This window comes from Burkholderia sp. NRF60-BP8 (assembly GCF_001522585.2).
GTDB lineage: Bacteria > Pseudomonadota > Gammaproteobacteria > Burkholderiales > Burkholderiaceae > Burkholderia.
The window spans coordinates 1290512-1303381 of sequence record NZ_CP013372.1; the positions used below are offsets into that span (position 1 = coordinate 1290512).

Consider the following 12870-nt stretch of genomic DNA (forward strand, 5'->3'; position numbering starts at 1 on the left):
AGTGGGGCGAAAGTCAGTGTCCGGCCCGGCGCGCGCGCCGCCGGGCCAGCCGCGTATGCACGCCGCCGAACACGAGCGGCACGAACAGCAAGGTCGAAACGGTCGCGAACAGCAGCCCGCCGATCACCGCGCGGCCGAGCGGCGCGTTTTGCTCGGCGCCTTCGCCGAGGCCGAGCGCCATCGGCACCATCCCGATGATCATCGCGAGCGCCGTCATCAGCACCGGCCGGATCCGTGTCGCGCCGGCCTCCAGCGCGGCCGTGAGCGGCGGCGCGCCGTCCGCGAGGCGTTGCCGCGCGAACGACACGACGAGAATGCTGTTCGCGGTCGCGACGCCGACCGTCATGATCGCGCCCGTCAACGCGGGCACGCTCAGGTGCGTGCCCGTGACGAACAGCATCCACGCGATGCCGGCGAGCGCGGCCGGCATCGCGCTGACGATGATCAGCGGGTCGAGCCACGACTGGAAATTGACGACGATCAGCAGATAGACGAGCATGATCGCCATCGCGACGCCCGCGCCGAGGCCGAGATACGACGTGCGCATCGTCTCGATCTGGCCGCGCATCGCGAGGCTGGTGCCGCGCGGCAGCGTCGCGCGCGCGTCCGCGACGATGCGGTCGATCTCGCCCGCGACCGCGCCGAGATCGCGGCCCTCGACGCTCACGTATACGTCGATCGCCGGGCGGATGTTGAAGTGCGTGATCACGGCCGGGTTCGCGGCACTGCGCACCTGCACCAGATTGCCGAGCAGTTGCAGCGGCATGCCCGTGCGGCCGCTGGCCGAGATCGGCGTGCCGAGCAGGTCGTCGACCGACGAGAGGTTGTATTGCGGGGTCTGGATCTGCAGCGGGTACTGGACGCCGGTGCGGGGGTTGATCCAGAACGACGGCGTTGTCTGCGAACTCCCCGACAGCGAGATCAGCATGTTCTGCGCGACGTTCTGGGCGGAGAGATTGAGCTGCTGCATGCGCGTACGGTCCATGTCGGCCAGCAGGGTCGGCTCGTCGTTGCGTTGCAGCACGTGCACGTCGACGGCGCCGGGGATTTGCCTGATCTTTTTCATCAGGTTGCTCGCAATGGTCATGTTACTCGCGAGATCGTTGCCGAGCACTTGCACGTCGATCGCGGCCGGCTGCCCGAAGTTGAGGATCTGCGTGATGATGTCCGACGGCTGGAAGAAGAACTCGACGCCCGGGAAGCGTTGCGGCAGCAACGTGCGCAGCGTCTGCACGTAGTGACCGGTCGCGCGGTGGCCGGGCTTCAGCGCGATCAGCAGCTCGCCGTCGAGCGTGCCGATCGTGCCGGCGTTGCTGTACGACAGGTTGATGCCGCTCACCGGCAGCCCGAGGTTGTCGACGATCGCGCCGAGTTCGTCGGGCGGCACGGTGGCGCGGATCACGCGCTCGACCTGGTCGGCGAGGCGTGCGGTTTCCTCGATCCGGTAGCCGGTCGGCGCGCGCAGGTGCAGACGGATGTTGCCGGAATCGGCGTTCGGGAAGAAGTCGCGGCCGAGCACGAACACGAGGCCCGTCGACGCCACGCAGAAGCCGAGGAAGCACAGCGCGTAAAAGCGGCGGCGCACGAGCAGGATGCTGAGCAGCACGATGTACCACGCGCGCAGCCGTTCGAACGCCGCGTTGAACGCGTGATGAATGCGTGCGAAGCGCGACGTGGAATGGCCGGAGCCGGTGCTCGCCTGCTGCGGGCGGAACAGCAGCATCGCGAGCGTCGGCACCAGCGTGCGCGACAGCACGTACGACGCGAGCATTGCGAACACCACGGCTTCGGCGAGCGGCACGAACAGGAAACGCGCGACGCCGGTCAGAAAGAACATCGGCACGAACACGATGCAGATGCACAGCGTCGACACGAGCGCGGGCACCGCGATCTCGCCGGCGCCTTCGAGGATCGCGTCGTGCAGGTTGGTGCCGAACGACGACCCCAACGCTCCCTCCGGTCGCTGCCCCCCGAGGGGGCTGCTCGGCACGCCAGGGGCGGCCCGGCGCGTGCCGAGATGCAGATGCCGCTCGATGTTCTCGATCGTGACGGTCGCATCGTCGACGAGAATGCCGACCGCGAGCGCGAGGCCGCCGAGCGTCATGATGTTGATGGTCTCGCCGAGCGCGGACAGCGCGATCAGCGACGTGAAGATCGACAGCGGGATCGAGATCGCGATGATCAGCGTGCTGCGCCAGTTGCCGAGGAACAGCAGGATCATCATCGCGGTCAGCACGGCGGCGATCAGCGCCTCGTGGATCACGCCCTGGACGGCCGCGTCGACGAACACCGACTGGTCGAACAGCGGCGTGATCGCGAGCCCCTCGGGCAGCGTCGGGATCACCTTCGGCAGCAGCGCCTTCAGGTCCGACACGACCTTGAGCGTCGATGCGTCGCCGCTTTTCAGGATCGAGATGAGCACGCCGCGCTGGCCGTTCTGGCGCACGACGTTGGTTTGCGGCGCGAAGCCGTCGCGTACCGACGCCACCTCGCGCAGGTAGGTCGTCGCGCCGTTGACGGTCTGGACCGGCAGGTCGTTGATGTCGGCGACCGTATCGGCCGACGCGTTCGTGTCGATCCGGTACTCGGTCTGGCCCATCTTCGCGGTGCCGGTCGGCAGCACGAGGTTCTGCGCGTTGACCGCGTTGACGATGTCGGCCGGCGTCAGGCCCTTCGCGAGCAGCGCCTGCGGATCGAGGTCGATCGCGACCACGCGCGTGCGCCCGCCGTACGGGAACGGAATCTGCACGCCCGGCACCGTGATCAGTTGCGGGCGCAGGAAGTTCAGCGCGATGTCGGCGAGCGACTGTTCGCTGAGCGTCTTGCTCGACAGCCCGAGCTGGATCACCGGAATGCTCGACGCGGAATAGGTGATCACGAGCGGCGGCGTCGCGCCCTGCGGCATCTGCCGCACGATCGCCTGCGCGGACGAGACCGTCTGCGCGATCGCCGTCTGCACGTTCGCACCCGGTTGCAGGAACACCTTCACGACCGCGATGCCGGGCAGCGACGTCGATTCGACGTGCTGGATGTTGTTGACGGTCGTCGTCAGGATCCGTTCATGCACGGACGTGATGCGGTTCGTCATCTCCGTCGCGGAGAAGCCGGTGTAATTCCAGATCACGCTGATCACCGGGATATTGATCGCGGGCAGCACGTCGACCGGGGTGCGCATCAGCGCAAGCGGGGTGGCCAGCACGATCATGATGGCCATGACGATGAACGTGTAGGGGCGCCTGAGCGCGAGATTGACGATCCACATGGAGGCGGCGGAACAGGCGGTGATCGGGCGTCGGTGAAGGGAACCCGAATGATAGGCGTCGGCCCGGCACGGGTTACTGTCGCGAAACTGGCTGAATCGTCAGGTTGGGGTGCGCCGGCCGTCGGCCGATTCCGCGGACGAAATGCCCCGCCGCGATGGCGGCGGTTTCGCGCATCGGGCGGCGCTCACAGCTGCTCCATGCCGAAGCGGGCGAGCGCGTCGAGATCGACGACGTCGATCTGGTTGTACGCGAGCCGCAACGCGCCGAGCTTCTCGAGCTGCTGCAGCGCCTGGTTGATCCGCTGGCGCGACACGCCGACGAGCATCCCCAGTTCCTCCTGCGAGATCGACAGCGACGGGCCGGTATCCGGGTACAGCGCGGGGTTGAAGAGCTGCGCGAGCGCTTGCGCGACCCGTGCGTCGACATCGAGCAGCCTGCTGTTCTGGATCGACGCAATGAATTCGCCCATCCGGTTGTTCAACTGATGAATCACGAAGCGTGTGAACGGCAGGCTCGTGTCGAGCAGCGCATGGAACGTGTCGACCGGCACGAACAGCACGGTCGAGCGCTGGATCGCGACGACCTCGTACTTGCGCCGCTCGCGCTTGATCACGCTGCCTTCGCCGAACCAGCCGCCCGACGGCACGCCGGAAAACGTGCAGCCGCGTCCCGACGCGTTGAAGATCGCGAGCTTCAGCAGCCCCCGATGGACGCCGATCCAGTATGCGGACGGCGCGAGCCGGTGCGCGATCACGTCGCCGGCTTCGCACTGCGCGACGTGCGACTGGGCGAGCACGAGCGCCTGGTGTTCGGGCGCCAGCGTGCGGAACCACGCGCACTGGCCGAACAGCGTCGCCAGCGGCGGCAGCGGGCCCGGTTCGGGAAGCGTGTCGGCCGGGTCGGCGGCCGCGTCGGGGTGGTCGTGCATGGGTGCGGGTTTGCGAGGATAGGGATAACGCGCAGCGCTCGAGCGGCACTCTGTCGTTTCGACGACAGACGGCTCACAATAGCGCCCGTTAGGCTGTCGGCAATTGAACCACATCAAAACGCTCCGGGGTGCAGGCGCCCCGGTCGACAGAACACGGGAGACAGGATCATGACGCAGATGTTCGAGGCCGGGCTCGGCCGCCGCGACGCCAACTACGTCCCGCTCACGCCGATCGATTTTCTGGTCCGCGCGGCCGAAGTCTACGGCGAGCGCACGGCGATCGTGCACGGCGACGTGCGGCGCACGTGGGGCGAAACCCATACGCGGGCAAAGCAACTGGCGAGTGCGCTCGCTCGGGCCGGCGTCGCACGCGGCGACACGGTCGCGGCGCTGCTGCCGAACATCCCGGCGATGGTCGAGGTGCACTTCGGCGTGCCGATGGCCGGCGCCGTGCTGAACACGATCAACACGCGGCTCGACGTGTCGTCGGTGCTGTTCATGCTGCGTCACGGCGAGGCGAAGGTGCTGATCGTCGACACCGAATACGCGGAAGTCGCGCGCCGTGCGGCGCTCGAGGTGCCGGGCCTGAAGATCGTCAGCGTGGCCGACGCGATGCCGGCGGATCCCGACCGTTTCGCGGGCGCGACCGACTACGAGGCGTTCGTCGCCGGCGGCGACCCCGACTACGCATGGATACCGCCCGCCGACGAATGGGAGGCGATCGCGCTGAACTACACGTCGGGCACGACGGGCGATCCGAAGGGCGTCGTCTACCACCATCGCGGCGCGTATCTCGCGGCGATCAGCAACATCCTCGAATGGGACATGCCGAAGCACGCGGTGTATCTGTGGACGCTGCCGATGTTCCACTGCAACGGCTGGTGTTTCCCGTGGGCCGTCGCGGCGCGCGCGGGCGTGAACGTGTGCCTGCGCAAGTTCGACGCGAAGACCGTGTTCGACCTGATCCGTCGCGAGCGCATCACGCACTACTGCGGCGCGCCGATCGTGCAGAGCGCGATCGCGAACGCACCGGCCGAGCTCCGCGACGGCATCGACCATACGGTGCACGCGATGGTCGCGGGCGCGGCGCCCGCGCCGGCCGTGATCGCGAAGATGAAGGAGATCGGCTTCGACCTGCTGCACGTGTACGGGCTGACCGAGGTCTACGGCCCGGCGACCGTCTGCGCGAAGCAGGCGCACTGGGAAGCGGCGTCCGACGAGGAACGCGCGCGGCTCAATGCGCGCCAGGGCGTGCGCTATCACCTCGAAGCGGGCGCGACGGTGCTCGATCCCGACACGATGACGCCGGTGCCGGCCGACGGCGAAACGCTCGGCGAGATCATGTTCCGCGGCAACATCTGCATGAAGGGCTACCTGAAGAACTCGAAGGCGACCGACGAGGCGTTTCACGGCGGCTGGTTCCATACCGGCGATCTCGCGGTGCTGATGCCGGACGGCTATATCCGGATCAAGGATCGCAAGAAGGACATCATCATCTCGGGCGGCGAGAACATCTCGAGCATCGAGGTCGAGGACGCGTTGTACCGCCATCCGGCCGTCGCCGTGGCGGCCGTCGTCGCGATGCCCGACTCGAAATGGGGCGAGGTGCCGTGCGCGTTCGTCGAGCTGCGCGAAGGCGCGAGCGCGACCGAGGAGGAGATCGTCGCGCACTGCCGGCAACTGCTCGCGGGCTTCAAGGTGCCGAAGGCCGTGCGCTTCGGCGAGCTGCCGAAGACGTCGACCGGCAAGATCCAGAAGTTCCAGTTGCGCCATGCGGTCGGCTCGGACAAGGCGATCGATCTGGCCGGCGAGAAGAAGTAGAAGCAGGCGGCGGGCTTTGCGCCGCCGCGCGTCGACGATCGCGAGATTACGCGCCGCGCGCCAGCCGGAACACGCTCACCGCCTCCGACAGTTGCGCGGCCTGGTCGCGCAACGCGACGGCCGCGCGCTCGGCGTCCGAGATCAGCCTCGCATTCTGCTGCGTCGCGTCGCCGATCTGCGTGACGGCCAGGTTCACCTGCTCGATGCCGATCGATTGCTCGCGCGACGCGGCGCTGATCTCGCCGATCAGCGTGCGGACCTGGTCGACCCGCGCGACGATGTCGCGCATCGTGCCGCGCGCGGCGTCCGCGATCCGGTAACCCTGTTCGACCGTCGTCGACGATTCGGTGCTCAGCGTGTCGATCTCCTTGACCGCGGCTGCGCTGCGTTGCGCGAGCGCGCGCACCTCGGCCGCGACCACCGCGAAGCCCTTGCCGTGTTCGCCCGCGCGGGCGGCCTCGACGGCCGCGTTCAGCGCGAGGATGTTGGTCTGGAACGCGATGCCTTCGATCGCGCCGGTGATCTCGGCGATCCGGCGCGTCGCGCGGCCGATGTCGTCCATCGTCGCGACCACGCGCTGCACCGCGGCGTCGCCGTTCGTCGCGGCGGCCGACGCGTCCGCGACCAGCGCGTTGGCTTGCGCCGCATGCTCGGCGCTCTGCTGCACGGCGGCGGTGATCTGCTCCATGCTCGCGGCCGTCTGTTCGACGCTGCTCGCCTGCGTCGCGATGCGCGCGGCGATGTCGCCGCTGCCGGCCGCGATGCCGACCGTGCCGTGCGCGATGTCGGCCGCGCTGTTGCGCACCTGCGCGACGATTCGCGCGAGGCCGTCGCCGATCCCGTCGACGGCCTGCACGAGCCGGCTGATCTCGTCGTTGCCCGCGCTGTCGTGCGCGTTCGCGCCGTCGCGGATACGCACGCTGAGGTCGCCCGCCGCATAGCGCTCGGACGCGCGTGCGGCGGCTTCCAGCGGCCGGCTCACGACGCGCCGCACGACGATGACGAACAGCGTCGCGAACGCCGCGACGAGCACGGCGCCGATCATCAGGAAACGGTTGCGGGTGGCGCGCATGGTGGCGAGCAGTTCGTCGTCGAGCGCGATGCCGCCGACGAGCCATTGCCACTGCGGAATCGTCGTGAACGACACGACTTTCGCGGTCGGCCCGCGGTCGTGCGCGGCCGGGTCGGTCGACGTGTACGCGAGCCGGCCCTGGCCGGCCGAGAGCATCTGCGCGTAGGGCGCGCGCGTGCCGTCGGCCGGTTGGCCCGCCGCGTCGGGATGCACGACGAACGCGCCGCGCGACGGGCCCTGCGATGCATCGAGCACGAAGTAGTAGCCGTTGTCGCCGATTTTCAGCGAGCGGATGCCGTCTTCGACGAGCTTGAGCTCGGCGCCGATGTCGAGGCCGACGAACAGCGCGCCGATTACGCGGCCGGTCGCGTCGGTCACCGGCTTGTACTGCGTGATGTACGGCCGGCCGAACAGCTTCGCGAGGCCGGTGTAGCTGCGCCCGGCGACCAGCGGCGCGTACGCGGGGCCGGCGCGGTCGAGCTTCGTGCCGACCGCGCGCGCGCCGTCCTGCTTCTTCAGCGACGTCGTGATGCGCACGAAGTCGTCGCCGTCGCGCGCGAAGATCGTCGCGATCGCACCGCTTTTCTTCAGAAACTGGTCGGGAATCGAATAGTCGAGGTCGAGCGGCTGGCCGCCGGCGGACAGCGTCGGCGCGGCGACGCCGCCGATGTCGACGGTGCGCGCCGGATCGAGCGCGAAATCGGCCGGCAGGAAGCTCGCGAACAGCGTCATCGCGCGTGTCGCTTCGGCCGACAGCGCCTTGTCGAACAGTTCGACCATCGCGCCGATCGACTGCTCCTTGTCGGCGATCCGTGCGTGCGCCTCGTCGGCGAGTTGCTGGCCGGCAAAATGGGCGAGCGCCCACGCGAAAACGGTGAACAGCAGTGCAACGAGCGCGCACGCCAGCGCGGCAAGACGCGTACCGACGCTCACCCGGCCCAATTGGGTCAATCTCATACGGGATCCTGAGTGGGGAGAGAGGGGGCGGAACGCACGCGTCACCGCTTGTCGACGGGTCATCGGCAGTTTCGGCGAATTCTTTAGCGGCGCGCGCACGGCGGCGGCATGCGTCGGCTCGACCCGCGCAACCGGATGACGGACGGTTTCAGTGCGTCACGAGCCACGCGACGGCCAGATAGCGGCCGACCTTCGCGATCGTCACGATCGCGAGAAACGTGGGCAGCGGCTCGCGCAGCACGCCGGCGATCATCGTCAGCGGATCGCCGATCACCGGCGCCCAGCTCAGCAGCAGCGACCAGCGGCCGTAGCGCGCATACCAGCGCTCGGCGCGCGCGAGCGCGGACGGCTTGACCGGAAACCAGCGGCGCTCGCGGAAATGCTCGATCCCTCGGCCGAGCGCCCAGTTGATCGCCGAGCCGGCGACATTGCCGACGCTCGCGACGAGCACCAACGCCCACACAGGCTCGCGCCCGGCCAGCAGCAGGCCGGCGAGCACGGCTTCGGATTGCAGCGGGAACAGGGTCGCGGCGACCATCGACACGGCGAACAGGCCGCCGTAGGTGAGCAATTCGGACATCGCGCGATTGTACCGGCCGCGCGGCGGCGGGCCGGGGTCACACGGCTCCGGGATCGCCGGCGCGCGGCATCAACGCGGCATCGGCCGTGCCGAACGGCAGGTTCGGAATCGTCGACCTATCGACCGGTTCGTCGTTGGGCGTGCAGGCGAACCGTTGCGGCGGGAACGCCGTGTCGGGTTTCAACGGCCGCAGCCGTGCGGGGCGCGGCCACGCTCACGCTCACGCGCGCGACCGTCCGCGCGGCCGTTCAATTCCAGCCGACCATGATCGCGCCCATCCCGACGAGCAGCCCGCCCGTCACGCGGTTCATCGCACGCATGCGCGCCGGCCGCTGCAACGCGCGGCTCAGCCGGTGCGAGAACAGCGCCATCGACGCGACGCCGCCCGCGAACAGCAGCGCGAACGTCGCGGCGAGCAGCAGGTATTGAAGGTTGAGGCTCCAGTCGGCATTCGGGCTGATGAACTGCGGAAAGAACGACGGAAAGAACAGCAGCGTCTTCGGATTCAGCCCGGAAGTCGCGACGCCGCGCCAGAACAGCGCGCGCCCGGTGTCGGTGTCCGGCGCGGCGCTTGCCGTTCCGGCGCCGGCGTCGGCCGGTGCCCCGGCTGCGCCGCCTGGCGCGCGACTCAGCCATTGCTTGCCGCCGAGCCAGACGAGATATGCGGCGCCGGCCCAGCGCAGCACGGTCAGCGCGTGTTCGTCGAGGTGGACCAGCGAATTCAGGCACAGCGCGGTCAGCGCGAGTTGCAGCAGCACGGCGAGCGTGCCGCCCCACACGCACGGCAGCGCGCGGCGCCAGCCGGTGCGCAGCGCCTGGTTCATCGTGAGCAGGTTGACGGGGCCGGGCGCGTAGATGAGGACGACGGAAGCGGCGAGGAACGACAGATAAAGCTTGAACGACATGACGGACAGGCAGGAACGGGGACGCAGGCACCGGCCCCGCACGCGGTCGGATAGGCGTGCGGGCGGCGGGGAATCGCATGCCTGCGGGCCGGCACCGCAACTCGTGATTGCGGCCGTGCGTCCCGCTGCGACGGGTGTCGCGGGGAGCGTGCCGGCCAGCAGGCATGGAGAAAATGTATCAAGCGGCCCGGTTAAAAGGCTTCCTGTTTTCCAGCAAAATGGACATGAAACCGGAATCCTGTTCAGATAGAATGCCGATTTTCAGTAGAAGATTCTTCCCGTCATGGCTACCCGCGAACGCACGCCGAAAACGCTCGACAATCAGGACCGCAAGATCCTCGGTGCATTGCAGAAAAATGCGCGTCTGTCGAACGCCGAACTGGCCGAACAGATCGGCATGTCGACCACCGCCTGCTGGAACCGCACGCGACAACTCGAACTCGACGGCTACATCGACGGCTATGTCGCGCTGGTCAACCAGCGCAAGCTCGGCTACGCGGACATCGTGATCCTCGAAGTCACGCTCGATCGCCACGAGGACGACGCGCTGGCGCGCTTTGGCGCCGAGCTGGCGGCGCTGCCGGAGGTGCTCGAGGCGTATCTGGTGTCGGGGGAGTACGACTACTGGATCAAGGTGGCGGTGGACGGCACGGCCGGCTACGAGCGCTTCCTGCGCGAAAAGCTGTACCGGATTTCGAGCATCCGCCACAGCCGCTCGATGTTCGCGCTGCGGTGCATGAAGGACGTGCCTTCGATTCAGGTGTGACGGAGCGGAGCCGCGCGCGCGGCCGTCGTTGCAACGGCGGGCGTTGGCGGCGACGCGCTGGCGCGGACGAAACCGGCGAACGGCCGACGGCGACGGCTCGCCGGCGGGATGGCCGGCGAACACGCGAAAACGGAAGAATCTTCCGTCCGCGATGGCCGGGCACGATCGCGGGCCGGCCGGGAACGGCTTTGGGCCGAGGCATGCGGCCGGCGGCAATCCGTATCAATCGGCGCCGATATCGGGCCGAACCCGGCCTGAAACACGGCCTCGATACGATCTTGAAACGCTCGCCGCGTGGCGAGCGTATTCGGCCGGGACGAGCCCGGCCGCTTGCCAGCTGACCGGCGCGACCGCCGGTTGCCCGGCGCAACGGCCGCTGTCGGCGTGCGTCACCGCAAGCGCATCGAGCGGCCGGCAGTCGGCTCAGCGCGGCAGGCGCGCGTGTGCTTCGGCGATGACTTCGCAGTTCGCGAGATGCAGTGCCCAGGCTTCTGCCAACAGCTCGCCCACGCGTGCGAGCCAGCCAGCGGATTGGGTGGAACGATCGGAGACATTAGACGTTTGCATGACGAAGCCCCATGTAGGTGGCGAATTAGGGATAACCCTAATCATAGCGAAGGGCTGCCGTCTTGTGAAATGCGATTTCGTTATATGAGAATTACTGACAATTCCTGTTGCTGCTACGCAACATGAACGTCGGCGGCGCAGGCGTGCCGGACAGCCGCGACGCGGCCGTGCCGGCAAGGATGCACGTGGAGGAAAAAGGAATTCGAGCGTACGGAACGGGCGCGATTACCGGCCGATCCATCCGAAGCGCCACGACAATCGCCGCGTCGCGGCCCGCAGCGTCTGCGCCAGCTCGCTGTCCGGCCCGCGCGGAAAGCCGCGCGACGAGCCGATGATCGCGATCACGAGCCGGATGCTGCCGGTGTGATCGAACACGGGTGCGGCAATCGTCCCGATGCCCGGCACCGGCGCGTCGAACGCGAAATCGAGTTCGTCCGCGCGGATCGCCGCGAGCCGGGCGCGGAAGGCCGCGTCGTCCGGTGCGGCGGGCGCGCCGGCGAGGCGCACGGGTTCGTTGGCGAGCAGGTCGGCCAGCACGTCGTCGGACATGCCGGACGCGAAAATCCGGCCGATCGCCGTATTGACGAGCGACATCACGGTGCCGACCTGCAGGCTCACGTGCTGCGGCCGCGCCGATTCCTCGAGCCGGATCACGGTCGGCCCGAGCGGCCCGAGCGTCGCGGCGGCCACGCTCATGTCGGTCGCGCCGGCGAGCGCGACGATCTCGGCTTCCGCGTCGCGCGTCGGCGACACGCGCTGCATCGCGATCAGGCCGAGCGCCTGCGCGAGCGGGCCGCCGTCGAAGCAGCCGGCGTCGTCGCGGCTCAGCAGGCCGATCTTCTGCAGGCTGACGAGATGCGGAAATGCCTTCGCGGCCGGCATGCCGGCCGCCGTCGCGAGATCGCGCAGCGGCAGCGCGCGACCTGCCGACACCAGCGCGAGCAGCAGCTCGCCGGTGCTGTCGAGCGCATGGATTCCGCGCTGGGCTTTCGCGTCGTCGGCCAGCGCGGGCGGGACGCGCGCGGCGCCCGGCGCCGGCGCGGGCGCCGGTTCCGCACGCGCGGCGCCGAGCGACGCGGTGGCTTGCCGCGCCGCGTCGCGCAAGGCCGCCGCGATCGGGCCGTCCCAGTCGACATCGATCGATCCCGTCGAACCGATCACCGTCAACGCGAGTTGCAGGCGCCCGTGCGTATCGAAAACGGGCACGCACATCCCGCTGACGCCCGGGCTCGGCCGGTCGATGCTGCGTTCGATGCCGCGCAGGCGAATCGTGTCGAGGTCGACGTGTTGCGTATCGCCGTCGGGCGCGCCCGACGCGCTGTCGGCGCCGGCGAGCGTGCCGCCCGCGCCGGCCTGGCTGGCCGCCATCGCGTCGAGTTGCGCGGCGTCGCCGAACGCGCGGAACACCCGGCCGGTCGCCGTCGTGTCGAGCGACATCACCGAACCGACGTGCAGGTTCATGTGCAGCGGATAGCCGCCGCGCTCGATGCGCACGATCGTCGGGCCGAGCACGCCCGGCACCGACAGCGCGACGCTCAGGCCGACCGTTTCCGCGAGCCGCGCCGCGTGCGGCAGCGTCGCGCGGTAGGCCGGCTGGCGCTCGATCGACATCAGCCCGAGCCGCAGCGACAGCGGGCCGGGTTCGTAGTTGCCGGTGATCGCATCGCGCTTGACGAGCGCGAGCCGCGTCAGGCTCACGAGATAGGTGTGCGCCTGCGCGGTGGAAAGATCGGCGGCCGCGGCCAGCTCCGACAGCCCGAGCGGCTTGCGCCGGCGCGCGAGCGCGTCGAGCAGCCGGCCGCCGACCTCGACACTCTGGATACCGCGCTGCGCCTTGGGCGGCGCATCGTCCGCGCTGACTTCGTGGTTCTGCACGCGATGATTCTTCCGTTGACGAAACCCCGCATGGTATCCGACGCCATTTCCCGCGCCAGCCCGCAGGTTTACCCGAATTAGACAATAACAAGCATGTTTGTCATTGACAAATATTCGGTGCGGGCAGATGATCCGC

Annotated in this window: 10 protein-coding genes; 2 read left to right on the plus strand and 8 right to left on the minus strand. The window is 68.8% G+C overall.

What is annotated here, in order from left to right:
* Positions 1–13 precede the first annotated feature (13 nt).
* Together WS54_RS05910 and WS54_RS05915 are read right to left on the minus strand one after the other, a co-directional pair.
* On the minus strand, positions 14–3262 hold the full coding sequence (locus WS54_RS05910; protein ID WP_059783613.1) for an efflux RND transporter permease subunit: 3249 nt from the start codon (positions 3260–3262) through the stop codon (positions 14–16).
* 185 nt (positions 3263–3447) lie between these two features.
* A complete protein-coding gene (locus tag WS54_RS05915; protein WP_059783610.1) occupies positions 3448–4191 on the minus strand; it encodes a Crp/Fnr family transcriptional regulator in 744 nt (247 codons plus the stop codon).
* Between the two features lie 168 nt (positions 4192–4359).
* Between WS54_RS05915 and WS54_RS05920 the strand changes: the two genes are divergently transcribed.
* Complete coding sequence (locus tag WS54_RS05920) at positions 4360–6012, plus strand: acyl-CoA synthetase (protein WP_059783608.1); 1653 nt, start codon at positions 4360–4362, stop codon at positions 6010–6012.
* Positions 6013–6058: 46 nt separating this feature from the next.
* On the opposite strand, the gene WS54_RS05925 is transcribed toward WS54_RS05920, so the two are convergent.
* The 4 genes from WS54_RS05925 to WS54_RS05935 all read right to left on the minus strand — a co-directional run bounded on the left by WS54_RS05925 (position 6059) and on the right by WS54_RS05935 (position 9526).
* A complete protein-coding gene (locus tag WS54_RS05925; protein ID WP_059783606.1) occupies positions 6059–8041 on the minus strand; it encodes a methyl-accepting chemotaxis protein in 1983 nt (660 codons plus the stop codon).
* Positions 8042–8189: 148 nt separating this feature from the next.
* The gene (locus WS54_RS05930; protein ID WP_059505133.1) at positions 8190–8621 is read right to left on the minus strand and encodes a YqaA family protein; all 432 of its coding nucleotides are present in this window, start codon (positions 8619–8621) and stop codon (positions 8190–8192) included.
* 37 nt (positions 8622–8658) lie between these two features.
* Positions 8659–8805 carry a hypothetical protein gene (locus WS54_RS33540; protein WP_159086634.1) on the minus strand — a complete coding sequence of 49 codons (147 nt, stop codon included), beginning with the start codon at positions 8803–8805 and terminating at the stop codon, positions 8659–8661.
* Between the two features lie 64 nt (positions 8806–8869).
* Entirely contained in the window at positions 8870–9526 is a 657-nt protein-coding gene (locus WS54_RS05935; RefSeq protein WP_059783604.1) for a LysE family translocator, read from the minus strand.
* A gap of 283 nt (positions 9527–9809) precedes the next feature.
* Between WS54_RS05935 and WS54_RS05940 the strand changes: the two genes are divergently transcribed.
* A complete protein-coding gene (locus WS54_RS05940; RefSeq protein WP_006479115.1) occupies positions 9810–10292 on the plus strand; it encodes an Lrp/AsnC family transcriptional regulator in 483 nt (160 codons plus the stop codon).
* A 423-nt stretch (positions 10293–10715) separates the two neighbouring features.
* Here the strand turns inward: WS54_RS05940 and WS54_RS05945 are convergent, their stop codons facing one another.
* Both WS54_RS05945 and WS54_RS05950 read right to left on the minus strand, forming a co-directional pair.
* Positions 10716–10859 (minus strand): hypothetical protein, encoded by a 144-nt coding sequence (locus WS54_RS05945; protein ID WP_230624783.1) that lies wholly within the window; start codon positions 10857–10859, stop codon positions 10716–10718.
* Between the two features lie 225 nt (positions 10860–11084).
* On the minus strand, positions 11085–12734 hold the full coding sequence (locus WS54_RS05950) for an IclR family transcriptional regulator (protein ID WP_059783602.1): 1650 nt from the start codon (positions 12732–12734) through the stop codon (positions 11085–11087).
* Positions 12735–12870 lie beyond the last annotated feature (136 nt).

What these genes read in the sequence shown, in the direction of transcription:
- WS54_RS05935 (WP_059783604.1), bottom strand. Translation starts at nt 9,526, where the DNA reads ATGTCGTTCAAGCTTTATCTGTCGTTCCTCGCCGCTTCCGTCGTCCTC.
- WS54_RS05945 (WP_230624783.1), bottom strand. Translation starts at nt 10,859, where the DNA reads ATGCAAACGTCTAATGTCTCCGATCGTTCCACCCAATCCGCTGGCTGG.
- WS54_RS05920 (WP_059783608.1), top strand. Translation starts at nt 4,360, where the DNA reads ATGACGCAGATGTTCGAGGCCGGGCTCGGCCGCCGCGACGCCAACTAC.
- WS54_RS05940 (WP_006479115.1), top strand. Translation starts at nt 9,810, where the DNA reads ATGGCTACCCGCGAACGCACGCCGAAAACGCTCGACAATCAGGACCGC.
- WS54_RS05925 (WP_059783606.1), bottom strand. Translation starts at nt 8,041, where the DNA reads ATGAGATTGACCCAATTGGGCCGGGTGAGCGTCGGTACGCGTCTTGCC.
- WS54_RS05910 (WP_059783613.1), bottom strand. Translation starts at nt 3,262, where the DNA reads ATGTGGATCGTCAATCTCGCGCTCAGGCGCCCCTACACGTTCATCGTC.
- WS54_RS05915 (WP_059783610.1), bottom strand. Translation starts at nt 4,191, where the DNA reads ATGCACGACCACCCCGACGCGGCCGCCGACCCGGCCGACACGCTTCCC.
- WS54_RS05930 (WP_059505133.1), bottom strand. Translation starts at nt 8,621, where the DNA reads ATGTCCGAATTGCTCACCTACGGCGGCCTGTTCGCCGTGTCGATGGTC.